Consider the following 20,624-nt stretch of genomic DNA (forward strand, 5'->3'; position numbering starts at 1 on the left):
TACTCCCTTTGTGGGAGCGGCCTTGTGTCGCGATAGGGCCGCAAAGCGGCCCCAGCAATTGATGCATTTCTGCTGGAATTCTGGGGCTGCTGCGCAGCCCTATCGCGACACAAGGCCGCTCCCACAGAGGCCGGTACAGGCAATAATCAGGCATGCACAATCAGCTGACTTCCCCCACCAAGCAGAAATTCGAGTAAAACTTTGTAAGGTTGGCGCTGCTTATCCCATAATGTGCCACCAGACATTGGCCGCAGCTTTGCAGAGGTAAGTCGATCCCCATGAACCGCACCGGCCGCGCCCTGACCCTGGGCTGCCTGTTGCTTCTTCAGCCCCTGCTGGCCTTGGCGGAGGGCGGTAACTCGTTGCTGATTCCGGCGACGGGCCGCTGCACCTTGAATGTTCAGCCTGAAGACCTGGCAAACGCCCTCAAGGCCTGCGAGCAGACGGCTAACGCGGGGGATGCCCAGGCGCAATTCGAACTGGGCGAGTACTACTACACGCAAACGCCGAAAAACCTCGACAAAGCCCTGGACTGGTTCCAGAAGGCTTCGCTGCAAGGTCAGGCCGACGCCCAGTATCGTCTGGGTGCCATGTTCTTCCATGGCGAAGGGGTCAAGGCCAACAACGTGCAGGCCTACATCCTGCTGAAGATGGCCGCGGTCAACGGCGCCGAAGATGCACTGGACATGGCCGACGAAGTCACCGAGCAAATGCCCCGCGACGAACTGGAGCATGCCACCCAGGTGCTCGGCCAGATCTTCCGCAAATACCTGCTGGAACTGCAGAACGCCGAAGGGCGCACGCCGTTCTCGCCACTCCCCTGACGGTTACTTTTCCGGCATTGGCATCGGGAACGGCATCACATTGCCGCCGCCCTTGGCTTCGCTGATCTTTGCCGTGCCCAGCCGCTCCACTTCGTCGATGCGCACGATCGAGTGCATCGGGACGAAACTGCGGATCACGCCCTCGAACTGGTTCTTCAGCTTCTCCTCGCTCGGATCCACCACCAGTTGCGAGCGCTCGCCGAACACGAACTCCTCGATTTCCAGGAAGCCCCACAGGTCGCTCTGGTAGATCTGCTTGGCATACATCTCGAAGACCTGCCCCTGGTTGAGGAAGATCACTTTATAGATGGCAGGTTCGCGTTTGCTCATGTTTGGCGGGATAACACATGCGTAAGAAAAGGGGCGCATCATAGCAGACAGGTCTGCAGATCTGCGCCTGCTGCACCGGCCTCATCGCCGGCAAGCCAGCTCCCACAGGTACTGGGCAAGCCTGAGGCCTGTGCAGTACCTGTCGGAGCTGGCTTGCCGGCGATAGGGCCAGAACAGGCAGTACATACCGTTGAACGTTTCAGTGCTTTCGCCACTGGCATTCAAGGGTTATTCTTGAGTTCACACCCATTGCCGTCGAGCGGCTAAAAACGACCTTGAACGCACCCATAGAACCCCATCGTTTCATCCTCGAGCCCTTCGAGGCCCACCGTTTCGCCAACTTGTGCGGGCAGTTCGACGAGCACTTGCGCCTGATCGAACAGCGCCTGGCCATCGAAATCCGCAACCGCGGCAATCAGTTCGAACTGATCGGCGAACCCAAGACCACCTCTGCGGCCGAACAGTTGCTGCGCCGTCTCTACCGCGAGACCAAGGCCACCGACCTGTCGCCGGAAACCGTGCACCTGTACCTGCAGGAGTCGGCTGTCGAAAACATCGACAACCCGGCCGTCAACGAGGTCAGCGTGTCGCTGCGTACGCGCAAGGGCAACATCCGACCGCGCGGGCTCAACCAGCAGCGCTACGTGAAGGAAATACTGGCCAACGACATCAACTTCGGCGTCGGCCCGGCCGGTACCGGCAAGACCTACCTTGCCGTGGCCTGCGCCGTGGATGCGCTGGAGCGCGAACAGGTGCGCCGTATCCTGCTGGTGCGCCCTGCGGTCGAGGCAGGCGAAAAGCTTGGTTTCCTGCCAGGTGACCTGGCACAGAAGATCGACCCGTACCTGCGCCCGCTGTACGACGCCCTGTACGAAATGCTCGGCTTCGAACACGTTGCCAAGCTGATCGAGCGCCAGGTGATCGAGATCGCCCCGCTGGCCTACATGCGTGGCCGTACCCTGAACAACAGCTTCATCATCCTCGACGAAAGCCAGAACACCACGCTGGAACAGATGAAAATGTTCCTCACCCGCATCGGTTTCGGCTCCACCGCGGTGATTACCGGCGACATCACCCAGGTCGACCTGCCACGTGGCACCAAGTCGGGCCTGGCACACGTCATCGAGGTGCTGAAGGACGTTCCGGGCATCAGTTTTACCCACTTCCAACCCAAAGATGTGGTTCGTCACCCACTGGTGCAGCGTATTGTCGAAGCCTACGACCGCTTCGAAGCCCGCCAGGCCAAGCCCGAGGCGCCCGGCAAAGATGCTTGAACTTGATATCCAACGGGCCACGGACGCTGCCGCCCCGGATGACGTCGCCTTCCGCCGCTGGTGCGAGCTGGCCCTGCGCCAGCGCAGCGCCGACTCGGAAATGACCATTCGCCTGGTCGACGAAGCCGAAGGCCGTGAGCTGAACCATACCTACCGGCACAAAGACTACGCGACCAATGTGCTGTCGTTCCCGGCCGATGTGCCCGACGAACTGCTCGATATTCCGCTGCTGGGGGACCTGGTGATCTGCGTTCAGGTGGTCGAGCGCGAAGCCGCCGAACAAGGCAAGTCGCTCGAAGCCCACTGGGCGCACCTGGTCATTCACGGTTGCCTGCACCTGCTCGGCTACGACCACATCGATGATGAGGAAGCCGAAGAAATGGAAAGCCTGGAACGGGAATTGCTGGCAGAACTGGGTCACCCCGACCCGTATGCCGACGATGAAACCGACTCAATCACACACTGAAACACGAAGGATCACGAGAACCGCCATGAGCGAAGATCGATCGAGCAACGGGCAAAAGTCCTGGCTGGGCAAACTGACCCAGGCTTTTGCCCATGAGCCGAAAAACCGCCAGGAGCTCCTTGAGCTGCTGCGCGAAGCCCATCAGAACAAACTGCTGGACAGCGAAGCGCTGACCATCGTCGAAGGCGCCATCCAGGTCGCCGACCTGCAGGTGCGCGACATCATGGTGCCGCGCTCGCAGATGAACAGCATCAAGGCCGGCCAGTCGCCTCGCGAGTTTCTGCCAGCGGTGATAGACGCCGCGCACTCGCGCTACCCGGTGATCGGCGAAAGCCACGACGATGTGCTCGGGATCCTGCTTGCCAAAGACCTGCTGCCGCTGATCCTCAAGGAGAACGGCGACAGCTTCAATATCAAGGACCTGCTGCGCCCGGCCACCTTCGTGCCCGAGTCCAAGCGCCTGAACGTGTTGCTGCGCGAGTTCCGCGCCAACCATAACCACATGGCCATCGTCATCGACGAATATGGCGGCGTGGCAGGCCTGGTGACTATCGAAGACGTGCTGGAACAGATTGTCGGCGACATCGAAGACGAGCACGACGTCGAGGAAGACAGCTACATCAAGCCGCTGCCAAGCGGTGACTTCCTGGTCAAGGCGCTTACCCCGATCGAGAACTTCAACGAGTTCTTCGACAGCCAGTTCTCCGATGACGAGTTCGACACGGTTGGCGGGCTGGTGATGAGCGCCTTTGGCCACCTGCCCAAGCGCAACGAAACCACCGAGATCGGGTCCTACAAGTTCCGTATTCTCAACGCCGACAGCCGGCGGATACACTTGCTGCGCCTGACCCCGATCACCCGTTAAGGACAAACATGCGTTGGATCACCCGCCCCGGCTGGCCCGGTAACCTGCTGGCCCTGGCGGCCGGTGCTTCCACCCTTCTGGCCCTGGCGCCGTTCGACATCTGGCCGCTGGCCATATTGTCCATCGCCGTGCTCTACCTTGGCCTGCGCGAGCTCACCCCGCGCCAGGCCATGTGGCGGGGCTGGTGGTTCGGTTTCGGCCTGTATGGCGCCGGCACCTGGTGGATCTACGTCAGCATGAACACCTACGGCGGCGCCTCGCCGCTGCTGGCGATCCTGCTGCTATTGGCGTTCTTCGCCGCCCTGGCCTGGTTCTTTGCCCTGCCCACCTGGCTGTGGGCACGCTGGCTGAGGCGCAATGAAGCGCCACTGGCCGACGCCTTGTGCTTCGCCGCCCTTTGGCTGCTGCAAGAGGCCTTCCGCGGCTGGTTCCTGACCGGTTTCCCTTGGCTTTATGCCGGCTACAGCCAGCTGGATGGCCCATTGGCCGGGCTGGCACCACTGGGCGGCGTATGGCTGGTTTCCTTCACCCTGGCGCTCACTGCGGCCCTGCTGTGCAACCTGCACCGCCTGCGCGCCCGTCCCTCGTTCCTTGCCGTGGCCTGCTTGCTGTTGCTGGCCCCGTGGGTACTGGGCCTGGCGCTCAAGGGCCATGCCTGGACCAAACCGGCAGGTGACCCGCTGAAAGTGGCAGCCATTCAAGGCAACGTCGAGCAGGACCTGAAATGGGACCCGGCGCACATCGACGCGCAACTGGCGCTGTACCGTGACCTGAGCTTCAGCTCCAAACCTGTGGACCTGCTGATCTGGCCAGAAACCGCAGTGCCGGTGCTCAAGGACCAGGCACAGGGCTACATCGACGTGATGGGGCGCTTCGCTGCCGAGAGGCATTCGGCACTGATCACCGGCGTGCCGGTGCGTGAAGTGGTGCATCATCAGCGCCGCTACTACAACGGCATCACCGTCACCGGTGAAGGCGATGGCACCTACCTCAAGCAGAAACTGGTGCCGTTTGGTGAATACGTGCCGCTGCAGGACATGCTGCGAGGGATGATCGAGTTCTTCAACCTGCCCATGTCCGACTTCGCCCGCGGGCCGGAAGATCAGCCGCTGCTGCAGGCCAAGGGCTATCAGATTGCGCCGTACATCTGCTACGAAGTGGTCTACCCCGAGTTTGCCGCAGGCCTGGCCGCACGCAGCGACCTGCTGCTGACCATCAGCAACGACACCTGGTTCGGCAAATCGATCGGCCCCTTGCAGCACTTGCAGATGGCACAGATGCGCGCCCTGGAAGCCGGCCGCTGGATGATCCGCGCCACCAACAACGGCGTGACGGCCCTTATCGACCCGTTTGGCCGCATTACCACGCAGGTGCCGCAGTTCGAGCAGGCGGTGCTGTATGGTGAAGTGGTGCCGATGCAGCAATTGACGCCTTATCTGAAATGGCGCTCGTGGCCGCTGGCGATTGTCTGTGCATTGCTGCTGGGCTGGGCTTTGCTGGCGGGACGCATAGCCAAAACCGTCTGATGATGCTACCTGCGCCGGCCTCTTCGCGGGCTTGCCCGCTCCCACAGGAACTGCACACGCCTCGAAGGCTGCGCTAATTCTGTGGGAGCGGGCAAGCCCGCGAAGAGGCCGGCACAGGCAGCACAATGTTCAATAAAAGACCCGATACCCCACCAACCCCACCACTTCATTGAGCAACTGCCCGCTCTGCCACATCGCCCGGCTCTCCGGCAGCAACCCGGCAAACGGCCGCGCATGATCGCCCCCCAGGAACCCCACCGGCGCCGGCACCACCTCGAACCCCGCCTGTTCAAAGCTCCAGCGCGAGCGCTGCATGTGCCAGGCCTGGGTCACCACCACTACGCGACGAATGCCCAACGGTTGCAGCACCTTGGCCGTGAGCTGGGCATTTTCCCAGGTCGTGCGGCTAGCCTCTTCGCGCCACTTCACCTCGACCGCAAAGTCCTCCTGCAGCCGATCAGCCATCAACCGCGCCTCGCTCGGCGGCGTGCCATAGTGCAGCCCACCACTGGTCAGCACCGGCAAACCTGAGGCCTTGGCCAGCCGCGCGGCAAAGCGCATGCGCTCCAGCGCCGTGGCCGTGGGCTGGTCGCTACCGCCCCAGGCCGGGTCGCCCCGCTCACGTCCGGCCCCCAGCACCACGATCGCATCCGCCCGGCTCGCCAGGCCGGCCCAGTCGCTCACGGCCAACGGCGGCTCGCTTTCCAGCACACGGGCGGTTTCCTGCACTACCAGCGGCAGGCTCATCAGCCACAGGCCACCAAGCCCCATGGCAAAGCACAGCGCCGCTAGCCGTGGCCGCCGTGCACGCAGCCACCACGCCGCAAGCAACAGCAGCAACAGGATGCCCGGCGGCATCAGCCATTGTTTGATGAAGAATCGGATCGGCATCGGCCACACCTCCTTGGCAGGGGTGCAGCCTAAAAGGATCGGCGCCGGTCAACAAGAGTGCGACCGGCGCCAATCGTGAGCTGTGTGATATTGAAGAACCGGCGCGCGATGGCCTGCGGCTGGCATCCTGAACGGCTAGCGATGTGGCAGCGTCCTGGATCTCGCCGTATTGGCGGGGCGTTTCTTGTCCTTGAGCCAGATGATCTTGGCCGATGTCGGCTCCGCTTGTGGGTAACTGCCGGCACAGGCACTCTGGCGCACCGGGAGCGATTCCAGGTAGGCCTTGATCACTTCGAACTCTGCGTGGCTCAGGCCGCGCAATTCCAGCTCGGCCGGCATCTCGTCGCGCAATCGCACCGAGGTCCTGGCGGTTTCCAGCGCCAGGCCAAGCCGGTCGATCAGACGTTCGTAAAGCTCCGGCTTGATTGCGGGTAGCTGCGTCTCTCCCATCCGTTCACCTCATTGAAGATAAAGAATATCTCCCCCCACACCTGAGCTTAGCGGCGCAATGAAAAGCAGCCGCCTGCCGCGACCAGCGGGCATTCGCAACGAAGGTTTCCCACGATGCGCAACGCTGCTGTATGCTACGGCGTTCACTCTAAACGACACCGGAGTACCGGTTGCAGCGAGGTTCCGCTGCCTGGAACAAGGTCTCTTCTCTCTCAGCCAAAAGTAGCCATGCACGAACAATACACGCCCCGTGATATCGAAGCCGCCGCCCAGAACTTCTGGGACGAGCAACAATCGTTCGCTGTTACCGAACAGCCAGGCAAAGACACCTACTATTGCCTATCGATGTTCCCGTACCCGAGCGGCAAGCTACACATGGGCCACGTGCGCAACTACACCATCGGCGACGTGATTGCCCGCTACCAGCGCATGCTGGGCAAGAACGTCCTGCAGCCGATGGGCTGGGACGCTTTCGGCATGCCTGCGGAAAACGCGGCGATGAAAAACAACGTCGCCCCGGCCAAGTGGACCTACGAAAACATCGACTACATGAAGACCCAGCTCAAGAGCCTGGGCCTTGCCATCGACTGGGCACGTGAAGTGACCACCTGCAAACCCGACTACTACCGTTGGGAGCAGTGGCTGTTCACCCGCCTGTTCGAGAAAGGCATCATCTACCGCAAGAACGGTACCGTGAACTGGGACCCGGCTGACCAGACCGTACTGGCCAACGAGCAGGTCATCGACGGCCGTGGCTGGCGTTCGGGCGCGCTGATCGAGAAGCGCGAAATCCCGATGTACTACTTCCGCATCACCGACTACGCCGACGAGCTGCTGGAAAGCCTCGACGAGCTGCCGGGCTGGCCTGAGCAGGTCAAGACCATGCAGCGCAACTGGATCGGCAAGTCGCGCGGCATGGAAGTACAGTTCCCGTACGACCAGGCCAGCATCGGCCACGAAGGCACCCTGAAGGTCTTCACTACCCGCCCGGACACGCTGATGGGCGCGACCTACGTCGCCGTCGCCGCCGAGCACCCGCTGGCCACCCAGGCCGCCCAAGGCAACCCGGCGCTGCAGGCGTTCATCGACGAGTGCAAGAGCGGCAGCGTTGCCGAAGCCGACATGGCCACCCAGGAGAAGAAGGGCATGGCCACTTCCCTGCTGGTCGAGCACCCGCTGACTGGCGAGAAGCTGCCGGTATGGGTCGCCAACTATGTGCTGATGCACTACGGCGATGGCGCCGTGATGGCCGTGCCGGCCCACGACGAGCGCGACTTCGAGTTCGCCCGCAAATACAACCTGCCGGTCAAGGCAGTGGTACGCACCAGCGAAGGCGATGACGTCGGCAACGAATGGCTGGCTGCCTACAACGAGCACGGCCAGCTGATCAACTCCGGCGAGTTCGATGGCCTGGACTTCGCCGGCGCGTTCGACGCCATCGAAACCGCCCTGATCCGCAAGGACCTCGGCAAGTCGCGTACCCAGTTCCGCCTGCGCGACTGGGGTATCAGCCGCCAACGCTACTGGGGCTGCCCGATTCCGATCATCCACTGCCCGTCCTGCGGCGACGTACCGGTGCCGGAAGACCAGCTGCCGGTCACCCTGCCGGAGAACGTGGTACCGGACGGCGCCGGCTCGCCACTGGCGCGCATGCCTGAATTCTACGAATGCACCTGCCCGAAATGCGGCACTGCGGCCAAGCGCGAAACCGACACCATGGACACCTTCGTCGAGTCGTCCTGGTACTTCGCCCGCTACGCCTCGCCTAATTACGACAAGGGCCTGGTCGACCCGAAAGCCGCCAACCACTGGCTGCCTGTCGACCAGTACATCGGTGGTATCGAACACGCGATCCTGCACCTGCTGTACGCGCGCTTCTTCCACAAGCTGATGCGCGACGAGGGCCTGGTCACTTCGAACGAGCCATTCAAGAACCTGCTGACCCAGGGCATGGTGGTCGCCGAAACCTACTACCGCGTGGCCAGCAATGGCGGCAAGGACTGGTTCAACCCGGCCGATGTCGAAATCGAGCGCGATGCCAAGGCCAAGATCATCGGCGCCCGCCTGAAGACCGACGGCCTGCCGGTGGAAATCGGCGGCACCGAGAAGATGTCGAAGTCGAAAAACAACGGCGTCGACCCGCAATCGATGATCGAAGCCTACGGCGCCGACACCTGCCGCCTGTTCATGATGTTCGCCTCGCCGCCCGACATGAGCCTGGAATGGTCCGACTCTGGCGTCGAAGGTGCCAGCCGCTTCCTGCGCCGTGTCTGGCGCCTGGCCCAGGCTCACGTCAGCCAGGGTCTGCCGGGCAAGCTGGATGTCGCCGCCCTGGACGACGCGCAAAAAGTCATCCGCCGCGCCATCCACGCCGCCATCAAGCAGGCCAGCAACGATGTAGGCCAGTTCCACAAGTTCAACACCGCCATTGCCCAGGTGATGACCGTGATGAACGTGCTGGAAAAGGCCCCGCAAGCCAGCGAGCAGGACCGAGCCCTGCTGCACGAAGGCCTGGAAGCCGTCACCCTGCTGCTGTCGCCGATCACCCCGCACATCTCCCACGCGCTTTGGCAGCACCTGGGCCACGCAGGGTCGGTGATCGATGCCGCCTGGCCGAGCGTCGATGAGCAGGCACTGGTGCAGGACACCGTTACCCTGGTGGTTCAGGTCAACGGTAAACTGCGCGGCCAGGTCGAGATGCCTGCCGCGGCCAGCCGCGAAGAAGTCGAAGCCGCCGCCCGCAGCAACGAAAATGTCCTGCGCTTCATCGATGGCCTCACCATCCGCAAGGTCATCGTGGTACCGGGCAAGCTGGTCAACATCGTCGCCAACTGATGAAAACGCCCACCCGCAGTGGCTGCGGGTGGGCGGTACAGGCCCACAAGGGAGCAACAACATGATCAAACGCAATTTGCTGGTAATAGGCCTGGCGGTCATGCTCAGCGCCTGCGGTTTCCAGCTGCGCGGCACCGGCTCCACCGAGCTGAGTGTGAAGGAAATGGACGTCAGCGCACGCAATGCCTACGGCCCGACCGTGGTCCAGCTCCGAGAGGTACTGGAGCGTAGCGGTGTCAACGTGCATGCCGGCGCACCTTACCGCCTGGTGTTGACCAACGAGCAGGAGCGCGAGCGTTCGGCAACCTACAACAGCGGCAACCGTACCGCCGAGTACGAGCTGACCACGGAGCTGAACTACAGCATCCAGGGCCTGAACAACCTGGAACTGCTGAGCGACAAGCTGGAAGTGCGCAAGATCTACGTGCGTGACGGCTCGAACATCACCGGCTCCGAGCAGGAAGCCAACCGCGCCCGTGAAGAAATGCGCCGCGACCTGGTCAACGCCATGGTCGTGCGCCTGCAGATGCTGAGCCCGTCCCAGCTGGACGAGCTGCAGCGTAAAGCCGACGAACGCGCCAAGGCCGAAGCCGACGCGCTGGAGGCCGCCCGCCGTCAGCAGGCCGAAACGCCGCAGCAGTCGCCACTGGAAGTGCCGGGCAACTAAGCCCGCGTGGGGCACCCTCGGGTGCCCCGCCTGTTTCCCATGAAACTCGCCCCCGCCCAACTCAACAAGCACCTGCAAGGCGCCCTGGCCCCGGTCTACGTGGTCAGCGGCGACGACCCGCTGCTGTGCCAGGAAGCCGCTGACGCCATCCGCAACGCGGCACGTCAGCAAGGTTTCGACGAACGTCAGGTATTCAGTGCCGACGCCAACTTCGACTGGGGCACCCTGCTCCAGGCTGGCGCCAGCCTGTCGCTGTTCGCCCAGCGCCGCCTGCTGGAACTGCGCCTGCCCTCGGGCAAGCCTGGTGACAAGGGCGCCGCCGCATTGATGGAATACTGCGCCAGGCCCGCCGAAGACACCGTGCTGCTGGTCAGCCTGCCCAAGCTCGACGGCAGCGCGCAGAAGACCAAATGGGGCAAGGCGCTGATCGAAGGTGCCCACTGCCAGTTCATCCAGATCTGGCCGGTGGATGTGCACCAGCTGCCACAGTGGATCAACCAGCGGCTGCAGCAAGCCGGCCTGTCGGCGCAACGTGACGCTGTCGACCTGATCGCTGCGCGCGTGGAAGGCAACCTGCTGGCCGCCGCGCAGGAAATCGAAAAGCTCAAGCTGCTTGCCGACGGCAACCAGATCACCGTGGAAACCGTGCAGGCAGCAGTCGCCGACAGCGCCCGCTTCGATGTCTTCGGCCTGGTCGATGCCATTCTCAACGGCGAAGCGGCGCATGCCCTGCGCATGCTCGAAGGCTTGCGTGGTGAAGGCGTGGAGCCGCCCGTGATCCTCTGGGCTCTGGCCCGCGAGCTGCGCCAACTGGCTGGGCTGGCCCAACAGTTCAGCCAAGGGGTGCCGCTGGACAAGGCCTTTAGCCAGGCCCGCCCGCCGATCTGGGACAAACGCCGGCCGCTGGTCAGCAAAGCCCTGCAGCGCCTGTCGGCGCAGCGCTGGGGGCAGTTGTTGCAGGATGCCCAGCGTATCGATGCGCAGATCAAGGGCCAGGCCGAGGGCTCCCCTTGGACGGGGCTTGCGCGCTTGTCGCTGTTGATGGCGGGTCAGCGCCTTACCCTCCCCCCCGAGTAACCAGGGCCACTGTGGGAGCTATGCCCGGGATCCTGACCATAAACACAATCAATTGGCCCCACCCCGCACCAAGCCCTACAGTGCGCCCCGAAACCCACCCAACCCGGGAACCCCGCCATGAGCAAAAAGCCGAAAAAGCACGGCCCCAACAAGGCCAAGTCCATCGTCGCCCAACCCCTGTTCCGCTGCCGCCAGGAACAACCGGACAAGGGCAAAGGCAGCTACCGCCGCGAAGCCTTCCAATCGAGAGATTGGGAGGCTTCCTACTTTTTGGCAGCATGAAAGCATCGCAAGCGCAGGCATGGTATGGTCGTCACCTGACCTGCAATTCTGGATCTGTGCATGCTCTTCCGTCTTCTCCCCCGTTGGGAAACCCGCCAGCTGATCGCGGCCTCCAGCTTCATCCTGCTCGTGGCCTGCGCGGAAAAACCCACCGCTGCCGACGCACTGCCGCTGGCCCCTGCCCAACCCGCTCCAGTGGTGACTGTGCCCGGCACAACGCCTGACGTCAGCACTGAAATCCAGCCTCTGCAAACCTTCGCCCAATGGCAGGCAGGCTTCCGCCAGCAAGCCCTGCAAGCCGGCATCTCGCCGAGCACGTTCGACAGCGCCTTCCTCGGCGTCACCCCAGACATGGACGTGATCAAGGCTGACCGCAGCCAGCCAGAGTTCACCCGCCCGGTATGGGAATACCTCGAAGGCGCCCTGTCGCCTCTGCGCGTGCGCAATGGCAAGAGGCTGCTGGAGCAGAACGCCGAGCTGCTGACCCGCCTCGAGCAACGCTATGGCGTCGACCGCCAGGTGCTGGTCGCCGTGTGGGGCATGGAAAGCAACTTTGGCCAGTTCCAGGGCAACAAGTCCGTGATTCGCTCGCTGGCCACGCTGGCCTATGAGGGCCGTCGCCCGCAGTTCGCCCAGGACCAGCTGATCGCCGCGCTGCAAATTATCCAGCATGGCGACATCCAGCCTGAAGCCATGCGTGGTTCGTGGGCCGGCGCCATGGGCCAGACCCAGTTCATCCCGACCACCTACAACACCCATGCCGTGGACTTCGACGGTGATGGCCGCCGCGACATCTGGAACAGTACGCCGGATGCCCTGGCCTCGACGGCGCATTACCTGCAAAGCTCGGGCTGGAAGCGTGGTCAGCCATGGGGCTTCGAGGTACAAGTGCCAGCTGGCTTCGATTTCTGGCAAGCCGATGGCGCGCTGCGCAAACCGGTCAGCGAGTGGCTGGCGATGGGTGTGACACTGCCTGCAGGCACGCAGTTGCCCGCCAACAGCAACCAGCTGTCAGCCGCCCTGCTGCTGCCAGCGGGCGCACGTGGCCCGGCGTTTTTGGTGCTGGACAACTTCCGCGCAATCCTCAAGTACAACAACTCGTCGTCCTATGCCTTGGCGGTGAGCCTGCTGGGGGATCGCTTCAGTGGTTGGGGCTTCATTGCCGGCAGCTGGCCGAAAGAAGACCTGCCATTGAGCCGCAGCGAGCGCATGGAGCTGCAGAACTTGCTGAACAGCCGTGGGCACGAGGCCGGCAATGCCGATGGCATCATCGGCGCCAATACGCGCAAGGCCATTCGCACCGCCCAGCAGGGGCTGGGGTGGCCAGCAGATGGCTACCCGACCCACAAGCTGCTTGAGAGCCTGCGTCAGCCGTGAGATTGCCGGGGGCGCGTTGCGCCCCTTTCGCGACACAAGGCCGCTCCCACAAGAGGATCGCATTCTCTTGTAGGAGCGGCCTTGTGCCGCGATGGGCTGCAAAGCAGCCCCGACAATCTCAAACCTTGAACAGGCTCTGCTCCAGCACCAGGCTCTGCCGATCACTGTCCAGCCTGACCCGAGCCCCCAGCGGCAAGCACACATTCGGGTCGCAATGCCCACTGCGCCACCCCGCCAGCACCGGCACACCCAGGGGCGCGAAGGTATCCTCCAGCAACGGCGCCAACGCCGCCGGGGTGATCCCGGCAAAATCCCCTACCAGCACACCCTTGATCCCCTCCAGCTTACCCGCCAGGCGTAACTGGGTCAGCAGCCGGTCCACCCGGTACAACGGCTCGTTGACGTCCTCGATGAACAGGATGCAGCCCTCAGTATCCAGCTCGGCAAGCGTCCCCATGGTCGCCCCCAGCATCGACAGGTTACCGCCCAGCAGCGGCCCGCTGGCCACACCCGGCAACACCGTGGTCAAGGCATAGTCCGCCGGGTGCGCGATCTGCTCGCCGCCCCGCACAAGCCCACCCAACTGTGCCAACAACGACGATTCGGTCGGCGGCAACTTGGCCCCCAGCAGATCGGCATTCAGCATCCCCCCGTGGAAGGTAACCAGCCCGCCGCAATGCCGGTAGATCGCAGTGTGCAGTGCGGTAATGTCGCTGTAGCCGATCAACGGTTTAGGGTTGCGGCGAATGAGCTCGAAGTCGAGCTGATCGAGCAAACGCATGCTGCCATAGCCCCCGCGCATGCACAGGATGGCGTCGATGCCCGGGTCGGCAAAGGCATCGTGCAGGTCTTGCAGACGCTGTTGGTCCGGCCCTGCCAGATAACCCTGCGCCTGCAGGGCACCCGGGTAGATACGGCAACGGTAGCCGCGGTCAACGAACCACTTGCTGACCTTGTGCGTATCCAGCCGCGCCGCGCCCGCCGGCGCGACAATGGCAAAACAGGCGTTAGCCGGCAGCGCAGCTGGCAGGCTGGGTTGGAAGGTTTCGGCGCAATTCATCGCGGCTCCTTGCAGCGCAGGTGGCACAAATAAAAATGCCGATGCCGCCTTTCGGCGTGCATCGGCATACGTAGCTCTGCTTTTGGCTCAGAGCTTGATCTTGGCTTCGTGAGCTTGCTGGTCAGCGTGATACGAAGAACGCACCAGCGGGCCGGAGGCGACGTTCTTGAAGCCCATCTTGTAACCTTCCTCGGCGAACCAGGCGAAGGTGTCCGGGTGAACGAAACGTTGCACCGGCAGGTGGCTACGCGATGGCTGCAAGTACTGGCCGAGGGTGAGCATGTCGATTTCATGCTCACGCATGCGGTGCATCACCTCGATCACTTCTTCGTCAGTCTCGCCCAGGCCGAGCATCAGGCCCGACTTGGTCGGTACGTGCGGCACCATCTGCTTGAACTTCTGCAGCAGGTCCAGCGACCAGTCGTAATCGGAACCCGGGCGCGCGGCCTTGTACAGGCGCGGCACGGTCTCGAGGTTGTGGTTGAACACATCTGGCGGCTCTTGCGCAGTGATCGCCAACGCAACGTCCATGCGGCCACGGTAGTCCGGCACCAGGGTTTCCAGCTGCACACCCGGCGACAGCGCGCGAATTTCGCGGATGCAGTCGGCAAAGTGCTGGGCGCCGCCATCACGCAGGTCGTCGCGGTCCACCGAGGTGATCACCACGTACTTCAGGCGCAGGTCGGCAATGGCGACCGCCAGGTTTTTTGGCTCGTCCAGGTCCAGCGGTTTCGGTCGGCCGTGGCCAACGTCACAGAACGGGCAACGACGGGTGCAGATGTCACCCATGATCATGAAGGTGGCGGTGCCACCAGAGAAGCACTCACCCAGGTTCGGGCAGGAGGCCTCTTCGCACACGCTGTGCAGCTTGTGCTTGCGCAGCAGTTGCTTGATGCGGTCTACCTCGGGCGAAACCGGGATACGCACGCGGATCCAGTCAGGCTTTTTCGGCAGCTCATCGGTCGGGATGATCTTTACCGGGATGCGCGCGACTTTGTCGGCACCACGCAGTTTGACCCCGGCTTCCACCTTTTTCGGCGCTTGGCGCGGGGTGGCATCCAGGGTAGGTATCAGGTTCGGCACGGCTTCTTGCACAGTTGTCATATTCAGTCGATTCCGCCCGTGAGGGTCGTCTGCTCAGCGTAGTCGAGGTGCTTGACCAGCTGTCCGCGCAGCCTTGTCCTGACCTCGTCGAGTTCGATCGGACCTGCCAGATCGCGCAGCTGGGTCATGGCCAGCCCCGCATAGCCGCAGGGGTTGATTCGGCGGAATGGCGCAAGGTCCATGTCCACGTTCAGGGCAAGGCCGTGGAACGAACGGCCGTTGCGAATTCGCAGGCCGAGGGAGGCGATCTTCGCTCCGTCGACATAGACGCCCGGGGCATCGGGCTTGGCCGATGCCTGCACGTCGTAACTGGCGAGCAGGCCGATCAGGGCCTGTTCGATACGGCTGACCAACTCGCGTACGCCAAAGCCCAGCCGGCGCACGTCCAGCAGCAGGTAGGCCACCTGCTGACCGGGGCCATGGTAGGTCACCTGGCCACCGCGGTCGGTCTGCACCACCGGGATGTCACCCGGCACCAGCAGGTGCTCGGCCTTGCCGGCCTGGCCCTGGGTGAAGACTGCGGGGTGCTCGACCAGCCAGATTTCATCCTGGCTGTCCGGGCTGCGCTGCTCGGTAAAGCGACGCATGGCATCCAGCACCGGTTCGTAGGGCTGCAGGCCAAGCTCGCGAAAACCGAGACAGGCGGACATCAGAGCACCATTTTCACGATGCCGGTAGCGCGCAGGGCGCTATTGATGTCGTGCAACTGGTCTTCGCTGGTGGCAACGATGTGCAATTGCACGGTGGTGTACTTGCCTTCCTTGCTCTGGCGCTCAGCCAAGGTCTTCATGTCGACCTCAGCATATTTCTTCAAGATCTCGACGACCGTGTCCTTGAAATGGACAACGGTATCGCCGATCACCTTGATCGGGTAATCAGCGCAAGGGAATTCGATCTTGTGCGACTTGACGTCTGGTTCGGTCATGGCGGAAACGGCCTCGTAAGCCGTGGCAACAACAACGCCCCCGCGAGCTACGCGGGGGCATGCAGGTCACGTATCAGTTGAACAACCCGAAGAAGAATAGACGGATGCTATCCCACATACGGCGGAAGAAACCACCTTCCTCGACGCCATCGAGGGCGATCAGGTCGGCGCTGTGAACCACTTTCTCGTCCAGTTTGACTTCCACTTTGCCGATCACGTCACCTTTGGCGATTGGCGCGGTAAGCTGCGGGTTCATGGTCATCGAAGCCTGCAGGCGCTTCAATTGGCCTTTAGGCATAGTCATGGTCAGGTCGTCAGCCAGGCCAGCCTTGATCTGGCTGGTGGCGCCCTTCCAGACCGGGGCCTGGGTCAGCTCGGTGCCCTTCTGGTAGAAGGTCTGGGTTTCGAAGAAGCGGAAGCCGTAGGTCAGCAGCTTCTGGGTCTCGGCAGCACGGGACTGCTCGCTGTTGGTGCCGAACACCACGGCGATCAGGCGCTGGCCATCACGAACGGCCGAAGCCACCATGCAGTAGCCGGCTTCGTCGGTGTGACCGGTTTTCAGGCCATCGACGGTCTTGTCACGCCACAGCAGCAGGTTGCGGTTAGGCTGCTTGATGTTGTTCCAGAAGAACTCTTTCTGCGAGTAAATGGCGTAGTGGGCCGGGTCGACGGTGATGATCGCACGGGCCAGGGTAGCCATGTCGTGAGCCGACGAGTAGTGCTCCGGGTTCGGCAGACCGGTCGGGTTCATGAAGTGGCTGTTGCTCATGCCCAGGTCGGCAGCCGTCTTGTTCATCATGTCGGCAAAGGCATCTTCGCTGCCGGCGATGTGCTCGGCCAGGGCGACCGAGGCGTCGTTACCGGACTGGATGATGATGCCGTGCAGCAGGTCGCTGACAGTCACCTGGCTGCCGACCTTGATGAACATGCGCGAACCGCCGGTACGCCAGGCGTTTTCGCTGACGGTAACCGGGTCGTTCTCACCGATCTGGCCGCGGCGGATGTCCAGGGTGGCGATGTAGGCGGTCATCAGCTTGGTCAGGCTGGCTGGCGGCAGACGCTCGTCACCGTTGTTCTCGACCAGCACGTTGCCGCTGGACGCGTCCATGAGTACGTAGGACTTGGCTGCCAGTTGCGGTGGCGCCGGCGTCATCTGCTCTGCCGCGAAGGCGGCAGGCGTGATCATCAGCAGTACAGGCAGGCAAAGTCGTTTGGCAAGGTTGGTGATGTTCATCCGTCTCTCGAAAATCGCTAATGGTCTGAGATGTTCCCTGGGCAAGATCGTGTGCCCAGCGCCAGTCAGTCTAGTTTTATGGCCGTTGGCCTGGCCCGCGCATGTGCGGCTTTATGTCGCTGCGGGCAAAAGCCGTCATTGTACATGGCCGCGCCCGGCAATTCATGACAAAACCGACAGTTTGGTGTTGCCTTCTTCGCGGGCACGCCCGCTCCCACAGGGTGTCGCATACCCCTGTGGGAGCGGGCGTGCCCGCGAAGAAGACGACGCGGTCAGTCTGCTGTGACCAGCTTGGCCTGCCCCAAGTTCGCCAGGCGGATGCTGTCTTGTGCTTGCTGGATCTCGCCCTGGCTGCCAATCGGCCCCAGGCGCACGCGGTGCAGGGTCTGCTGGTTACGCACGATCGAGCTGATGAACACCGGTGCGCTGACCATGGTGCTGAGCTTGGAGCGCAGCAGTTCGGCGGCGTCCGGGTTGGCGAAGGCGCCCACCTGCAGGAAGCTGCCGCCATTGCCGCCAGGTACGTTGTTGCCCCCGACCTGCACCGGCACTACCGGCGCTGCATGCTGCTGGGCCGGCGGGGTCCATTGCTCAACACGCCCGGTAGTGGCCGGGATCGCCTGGGTCTGGGCCACCTGCGGCTCTTTCAGCACCATCGGCGGCGTCTGGCCACGCTGGGCCCACCACTGCTGCGGGTCGATACCCTCGACACGCACATGCGCGGTGCCGGTCTCGGCATAGCCGAGCTTTTTCGCCGCCGCGTAGGACAGGTCGATGATGCGGTCCGAATAGAACGGGCCACGGTCATTCACCCGCAGGATCACGCTCCGGCCGTTGGCAAGGTTGGTCACCCGCACGTAGGCCGGCAGCGGCAGGGTCTTGTGCGCCGCGCTCATGCCATACAGGTCGTACAGCTCGCCGTTGGCGGTGTTCTGGCCGTGGAACTTGGTGCCGTACCACGACGCGGTGCCCTCGGCGCGGTAATTGCGCGAGTCCTGCATCGGGTAATAAGTCTTGCCCAGCACCGTGTAGGGGTTGGCCTTGTAGTTACCGGTGTGCACGGTCGGCGTGGCATCGGGGATCTTGTTCACATCCACATCCCACCAAGGCGCGCCGTCCTTGTGGGCCCGGTTGATGTCCAGCCCCGGCTGGGCCCGCACGACGTTGCCACTGCTTTGCTGGGGCGGGCGGCTGGATGAACAGCTGGCCAGCACCACGCCAACGGCGAGGCAGGTCAACAGCTTGAAGGAATTGGCAGAAATGATTGCGCGCATTACTTGACGCCCCGTGCTTGAACCAGCTGTTGCGCAAGCTGATGCACCGCCATGGCATACATCACGCTGCGGTTATAGCGAGTGATCGCGTAGAAGTTCTTCAGGCCCACCCAGTACTCGGGGCCATTGTCGCCCTCAAGGCGGAAGGCAGTAACCGGCAGATCATCGCGCAGCGAATCATGAACCGACCAGCCAAGCGCGCGCAACTCCCCTACCGTCTTCACCGGCTCGATGCCGGTGGTCAGGCCTTGGTCGGCACGTGCACCGTCCACCCAGGCGCGGCTGACCACGCCTCCGCCCGCCACCCAGCCATGGCGCTTGAAGTAGCTGGCGACGCTGCCGATGGCATCGTCCGGGTTATTCCAGATATTGATGTGGCCATCGCCGTCGAAGTCCACCGCGTAGTTGCGAAAACTGCTCGGCATGAACTGCGGCAGGCCCATGGCCCCGGCGTAGGAGCCTTTGAGCGTCAGCGGGTCGAGCTGTTCATCACGGGCCAGCAGCAGGAACTCGCGCAGTTCCTTACGGAAAAACTCGGCCCGCGGCGGGTAGTCGAAGCCCAGCGTCGACAGCGCGTCGATCACCCGGTAGTTGCCGGTGTTGCGGCCAAAGAACGTTTCCACACCGATGATCGAAACAATGTACTGCGCCGGCACGCCGTATTCCTGCTCGGCACGGGCCAGCACGGCCTCGTGCTGGCGCCAGAAGTCCACACCACGGGCAATGCGCGCGTCGGTGAGGAACATCGGCCGGTAGTCCTTCCACGGCTTGACCTTTTCGGCCGGGCGCGAGATGGCGTCGAGGATCGACTGCTTGCGCTGCACTTCACGGAACACGCCCATCAGCTGCTCAGGGGCAAAACCATAGTCGCGGCTCATTTCGCCAACAAACTCGGCCACCTGCGGTGAGCCTTGGTAATCGCCGGCATGGGCCAGCTGTACAGCGCCGAACAGGCCCACCGCGCCGATCCACGGCGCACAACGGGCAGCCCAGTTACGCACTGCTTGCATGAAATTCTTCACCTTATTCAAACCTGTGCGATCCATTTGCGGTGCGTGTGGATCGACATCAGAACGCCAAACGCTGAAAGCAGCGTCACCAACGATGTTCCGCCATAGCTGATGAAGGGTAGCGGCACGCCCACCACGGGCAGGAGGCCGCTGACCATCCCGATATTGACGAACACGTATACAAAGAAGGTCATGGTCAGGCTGCCCGCGAGCAGCTTGCCAAACAGGGTCTGCGCCTGGGCGGTGATCATCAGGCCACGGCCGATCAGCAGCAGGTAGACAATCAGCAGCAGGCAGATACCGACCAGGCCGAACTCCTCGCCCAGTACGGCGATGATGAAGTCGGTGTGGCTTTCCGGCAGAAAATCCAGGTGCGACTGGGTGCCGAGCAGCCAGCCCTTGCCGAACACCCCGCCCGAGCCGATCGCCGCCTTGGACTGGATGATGTTCCAGCCCGTGCCCAGCGGGTCGCTTTCCGGGTCGAGGAAGGTCAATACCCGCTGCTTCTGATAGTCGTGCATGACGAAAAACCACATCGCCACCGCCACCGGCACCGCCGCCGTCAGCACACTGAGGATCCAGCGCCAACGCAGTCCACCCATGAACAGCACGAAGGCGCCGGAGGCGAGAATCAGCAGCGCCGTGCCCAGGTCGGGCTGGCGCACGATCAGGATGAACGGAACGCCGATCAGCACCAGGCTGATCGCCACGTGCTTCAAGTGGGGCGGCAAGGTGCGCTTGGACAGGTACCAGGCGATGGTCGCCGGCATGATGATCTTCATGAATTCCGAGGGCTGGAAGCGAATCACGCCGGGAATGTTGATCCAGCGCGTGGCGCCCATGGCGTTGTGGCCCATCACGTCCACCACCACCAGCAACAGCACCCCGGTCAGGTACGCCAGCGGCACCCAGCGCGCCATGAAGCGCGGCTCCAGCTGGGCGATGACGAACATCGACACCAGGCCGATGCCGAACGAGGTGGCCTGCTTGAGCAGCAGGTCCCAGTTCTTGCCACTGGCCGAATAAAGGACGAACAGGCTGCCGGCCGCAAGGGTGAGCAGAATGATCAGCAAGGGGCCGTCGACATGGATGCGCTGCAGAAAGCTGGCGCGCCGACGCATCACATCCTCACTGGAGAGCATGCGATCGAAAT

Annotated in this window: 21 protein-coding genes; 10 read left to right on the forward strand and 11 right to left on the reverse strand. The window is 63.0% G+C overall.

All coding sequences use genetic code 11. The features are described from left to right. Positions 1-278 precede the first annotated feature (278 nt). Positions 279-824 (forward strand): tetratricopeptide repeat protein, encoded by a 546-nt coding sequence (locus ACN6NG_RS26580; protein WP_049275629.1) that lies wholly within the window; start codon positions 279-281, stop codon positions 822-824. A 3-nt stretch (positions 825-827) separates the two neighbouring features. Here the strand turns inward: ACN6NG_RS26580 and ACN6NG_RS26585 are convergent, their stop codons facing one another. Next, a complete protein-coding gene (locus tag ACN6NG_RS26585) occupies positions 828-1,154 on the reverse strand; it encodes a DUF1820 family protein (RefSeq protein WP_041167902.1) in 327 nt (108 codons plus the stop codon). A 275-nt stretch (positions 1,155-1,429) separates the two neighbouring features. On the opposite strand from ACN6NG_RS26585, the gene ACN6NG_RS26590 reads away from it, so the two are divergent. From ACN6NG_RS26590 to lnt, 4 genes are read left to right on the forward strand one after another with little or no spacing between them, the layout of a single operon-like run. Continuing rightward, positions 1,430-2,428: a PhoH family protein gene (locus ACN6NG_RS26590; RefSeq protein ID WP_016501791.1), complete on the forward strand. Its 999-nt coding sequence runs from the start codon at positions 1,430-1,432 to the stop codon at positions 2,426-2,428. After that, positions 2,421-2,894: an rRNA maturation RNase YbeY gene (ybeY, locus tag ACN6NG_RS26595; protein WP_063422777.1), complete on the forward strand. Its 474-nt coding sequence runs from the start codon at positions 2,421-2,423 to the stop codon at positions 2,892-2,894. The genes ACN6NG_RS26590 and ybeY overlap by 8 nt, the downstream gene beginning before the upstream one ends. Positions 2,895-2,919: 25 nt before the next feature. Next, positions 2,920-3,759 carry an HlyC/CorC family transporter gene (locus ACN6NG_RS26600; protein WP_016501793.1) on the forward strand — a complete coding sequence of 280 codons (840 nt, stop codon included), beginning with the start codon at positions 2,920-2,922 and terminating at the stop codon, positions 3,757-3,759. An 8-nt stretch (positions 3,760-3,767) separates the two neighbouring features. Beyond that, positions 3,768-5,285 carry an apolipoprotein N-acyltransferase gene (lnt, locus tag ACN6NG_RS26605; RefSeq protein WP_063422776.1) on the forward strand — a complete coding sequence of 506 codons (1,518 nt, stop codon included), beginning with the start codon at positions 3,768-3,770 and terminating at the stop codon, positions 5,283-5,285. A 129-nt stretch (positions 5,286-5,414) separates the two neighbouring features. Here lnt and ACN6NG_RS26610 read toward each other — a convergent pair whose 3' ends face one another. Together ACN6NG_RS26610 and ACN6NG_RS26615 are read right to left on the reverse strand one after the other, a co-directional pair. After that, positions 5,415-6,176 carry a YdcF family protein gene (locus ACN6NG_RS26610; protein WP_059394413.1) on the reverse strand — a complete coding sequence of 254 codons (762 nt, stop codon included), beginning with the start codon at positions 6,174-6,176 and terminating at the stop codon, positions 5,415-5,417. 135 nt (positions 6,177-6,311) lie between these two features. Continuing rightward, positions 6,312-6,626 carry a hypothetical protein gene (locus ACN6NG_RS26615; protein ID WP_063422775.1) on the reverse strand — a complete coding sequence of 105 codons (315 nt, stop codon included), beginning with the start codon at positions 6,624-6,626 and terminating at the stop codon, positions 6,312-6,314. A gap of 228 nt (positions 6,627-6,854) precedes the next feature. Here ACN6NG_RS26615 and leuS point away from each other — a divergent pair, with 228 nt between their 5' ends. From leuS to ACN6NG_RS26640, 5 genes are all read left to right on the forward strand, one after another. Next, complete coding sequence (gene leuS / locus ACN6NG_RS26620; protein ID WP_049276284.1) at positions 6,855-9,461, forward strand: leucine--tRNA ligase; 2,607 nt, start codon at positions 6,855-6,857, stop codon at positions 9,459-9,461. Positions 9,462-9,522: 61 nt separating this feature from the next. Further along, complete coding sequence (locus ACN6NG_RS26625) at positions 9,523-10,128, forward strand: LPS-assembly lipoprotein LptE (protein WP_197864387.1); 606 nt, start codon at positions 9,523-9,525, stop codon at positions 10,126-10,128. Positions 10,129-10,167: 39 nt separating this feature from the next. After that, positions 10,168-11,205, forward strand: a complete 1,038-nt coding sequence (gene holA / locus ACN6NG_RS26630; protein ID WP_063422772.1) for a DNA polymerase III subunit delta — start codon at positions 10,168-10,170, stop codon at positions 11,203-11,205. Between the two features lie 117 nt (positions 11,206-11,322). Further along, positions 11,323-11,487, forward strand: a complete 165-nt coding sequence (gene arfA / locus ACN6NG_RS26635; RefSeq protein WP_016501800.1) for an alternative ribosome rescue factor ArfA — start codon at positions 11,323-11,325, stop codon at positions 11,485-11,487. Between the two features lie 60 nt (positions 11,488-11,547). After that, a complete protein-coding gene (locus ACN6NG_RS26640) occupies positions 11,548-12,864 on the forward strand; it encodes a lytic murein transglycosylase (protein WP_049275591.1) in 1,317 nt (438 codons plus the stop codon). 118 nt (positions 12,865-12,982) lie between these two features. On the opposite strand, the gene ACN6NG_RS26645 is transcribed toward ACN6NG_RS26640, so the two are convergent. From ACN6NG_RS26645 to rodA, 8 genes are all read right to left on the reverse strand, one after another. Continuing rightward, positions 12,983-13,924 carry a S66 peptidase family protein gene (locus tag ACN6NG_RS26645; protein ID WP_063422771.1) on the reverse strand — a complete coding sequence of 314 codons (942 nt, stop codon included), beginning with the start codon at positions 13,922-13,924 and terminating at the stop codon, positions 12,983-12,985. Between the two features lie 87 nt (positions 13,925-14,011). Continuing rightward, positions 14,012-15,028 (reverse strand): lipoyl synthase, encoded by a 1,017-nt coding sequence (gene lipA, locus ACN6NG_RS26650; protein WP_016501803.1) that lies wholly within the window; start codon positions 15,026-15,028, stop codon positions 14,012-14,014. Positions 15,029-15,030: 2 nt separating this feature from the next. Further along, positions 15,031-15,678: a lipoyl(octanoyl) transferase LipB gene (gene lipB, locus ACN6NG_RS26655; RefSeq protein WP_063422770.1), complete on the reverse strand. Its 648-nt coding sequence runs from the start codon at positions 15,676-15,678 to the stop codon at positions 15,031-15,033. Further along, complete coding sequence (locus ACN6NG_RS26660; RefSeq protein WP_063422769.1) at positions 15,678-15,953, reverse strand: DUF493 domain-containing protein; 276 nt, start codon at positions 15,951-15,953, stop codon at positions 15,678-15,680. The genes lipB and ACN6NG_RS26660 overlap by 1 nt, the downstream gene beginning before the upstream one ends. 73 nt (positions 15,954-16,026) lie before the next feature. Then, entirely contained in the window at positions 16,027-17,187 is a 1,161-nt protein-coding gene (locus ACN6NG_RS26665) for a D-alanyl-D-alanine carboxypeptidase family protein (RefSeq protein WP_016489361.1), read from the reverse strand. Between the two features lie 272 nt (positions 17,188-17,459). Then, entirely contained in the window at positions 17,460-18,461 is a 1,002-nt protein-coding gene (locus tag ACN6NG_RS26670) for a septal ring lytic transglycosylase RlpA family protein (RefSeq protein ID WP_016501805.1), read from the reverse strand. After that, a complete protein-coding gene (mltB, locus tag ACN6NG_RS26675; RefSeq protein ID WP_063422768.1) occupies positions 18,461-19,471 on the reverse strand; it encodes a lytic murein transglycosylase B in 1,011 nt (336 codons plus the stop codon). Before mltB ends, ACN6NG_RS26670 begins: the two co-directional genes overlap by 1 nt. A gap of 17 nt (positions 19,472-19,488) precedes the next feature. Beyond that, complete coding sequence (gene rodA / locus ACN6NG_RS26680; protein WP_049275595.1) at positions 19,489-20,592, reverse strand: rod shape-determining protein RodA; 1,104 nt, start codon at positions 20,590-20,592, stop codon at positions 19,489-19,491. Positions 20,593-20,624 lie beyond the last annotated feature (32 nt).

The organism is Pseudomonas sp. TSO6 (genome assembly GCF_056098905.1).

Coding starts and splice junctions, on each gene's coding strand:
- lnt (WP_063422776.1), top strand. CDS start 3,768: ATGCGTTGGATCACCCGCCCCGGCTGGCCCGGTAACCTGCTGGCCCTG.
- arfA (WP_016501800.1), top strand. CDS start 11,323: ATGAGCAAAAAGCCGAAAAAGCACGGCCCCAACAAGGCCAAGTCCATC.
- ACN6NG_RS26615 (WP_063422775.1), bottom strand. CDS start 6,626: ATGGGAGAGACGCAGCTACCCGCAATCAAGCCGGAGCTTTACGAACGT.
- ACN6NG_RS26585 (WP_041167902.1), bottom strand. CDS start 1,154: ATGAGCAAACGCGAACCTGCCATCTATAAAGTGATCTTCCTCAACCAG.
- ACN6NG_RS26645 (WP_063422771.1), bottom strand. CDS start 13,924: ATGAATTGCGCCGAAACCTTCCAACCCAGCCTGCCAGCTGCGCTGCCG.
- holA (WP_063422772.1), top strand. CDS start 10,168: ATGAAACTCGCCCCCGCCCAACTCAACAAGCACCTGCAAGGCGCCCTG.
- leuS (WP_049276284.1), top strand. CDS start 6,855: ATGCACGAACAATACACGCCCCGTGATATCGAAGCCGCCGCCCAGAAC.
- ACN6NG_RS26625 (WP_197864387.1), top strand. CDS start 9,523: ATGATCAAACGCAATTTGCTGGTAATAGGCCTGGCGGTCATGCTCAGC.
- lipB (WP_063422770.1), bottom strand. CDS start 15,678: ATGTCCGCCTGTCTCGGTTTTCGCGAGCTTGGCCTGCAGCCCTACGAA.
- ACN6NG_RS26600 (WP_016501793.1), top strand. CDS start 2,920: ATGAGCGAAGATCGATCGAGCAACGGGCAAAAGTCCTGGCTGGGCAAA.
- mltB (WP_063422768.1), bottom strand. CDS start 19,471: ATGCAAGCAGTGCGTAACTGGGCTGCCCGTTGTGCGCCGTGGATCGGC.
- ACN6NG_RS26580 (WP_049275629.1), top strand. CDS start 279: ATGAACCGCACCGGCCGCGCCCTGACCCTGGGCTGCCTGTTGCTTCTT.
- ACN6NG_RS26665 (WP_016489361.1), bottom strand. CDS start 17,187: ATGAACATCACCAACCTTGCCAAACGACTTTGCCTGCCTGTACTGCTG.
- ACN6NG_RS26640 (WP_049275591.1), top strand. CDS start 11,548: ATGCTCTTCCGTCTTCTCCCCCGTTGGGAAACCCGCCAGCTGATCGCG.
- ACN6NG_RS26670 (WP_016501805.1), bottom strand. CDS start 18,461: ATGCGCGCAATCATTTCTGCCAATTCCTTCAAGCTGTTGACCTGCCTC.
- ACN6NG_RS26660 (WP_063422769.1), bottom strand. CDS start 15,953: ATGACCGAACCAGACGTCAAGTCGCACAAGATCGAATTCCCTTGCGCT.
- ybeY (WP_063422777.1), top strand. CDS start 2,421: ATGCTTGAACTTGATATCCAACGGGCCACGGACGCTGCCGCCCCGGAT.
- rodA (WP_049275595.1), bottom strand. CDS start 20,592: ATGCGTCGGCGCGCCAGCTTTCTGCAGCGCATCCATGTCGACGGCCCC.
- lipA (WP_016501803.1), bottom strand. CDS start 15,028: ATGACAACTGTGCAAGAAGCCGTGCCGAACCTGATACCTACCCTGGAT.
- ACN6NG_RS26610 (WP_059394413.1), bottom strand. CDS start 6,176: ATGCCGATCCGATTCTTCATCAAACAATGGCTGATGCCGCCGGGCATC.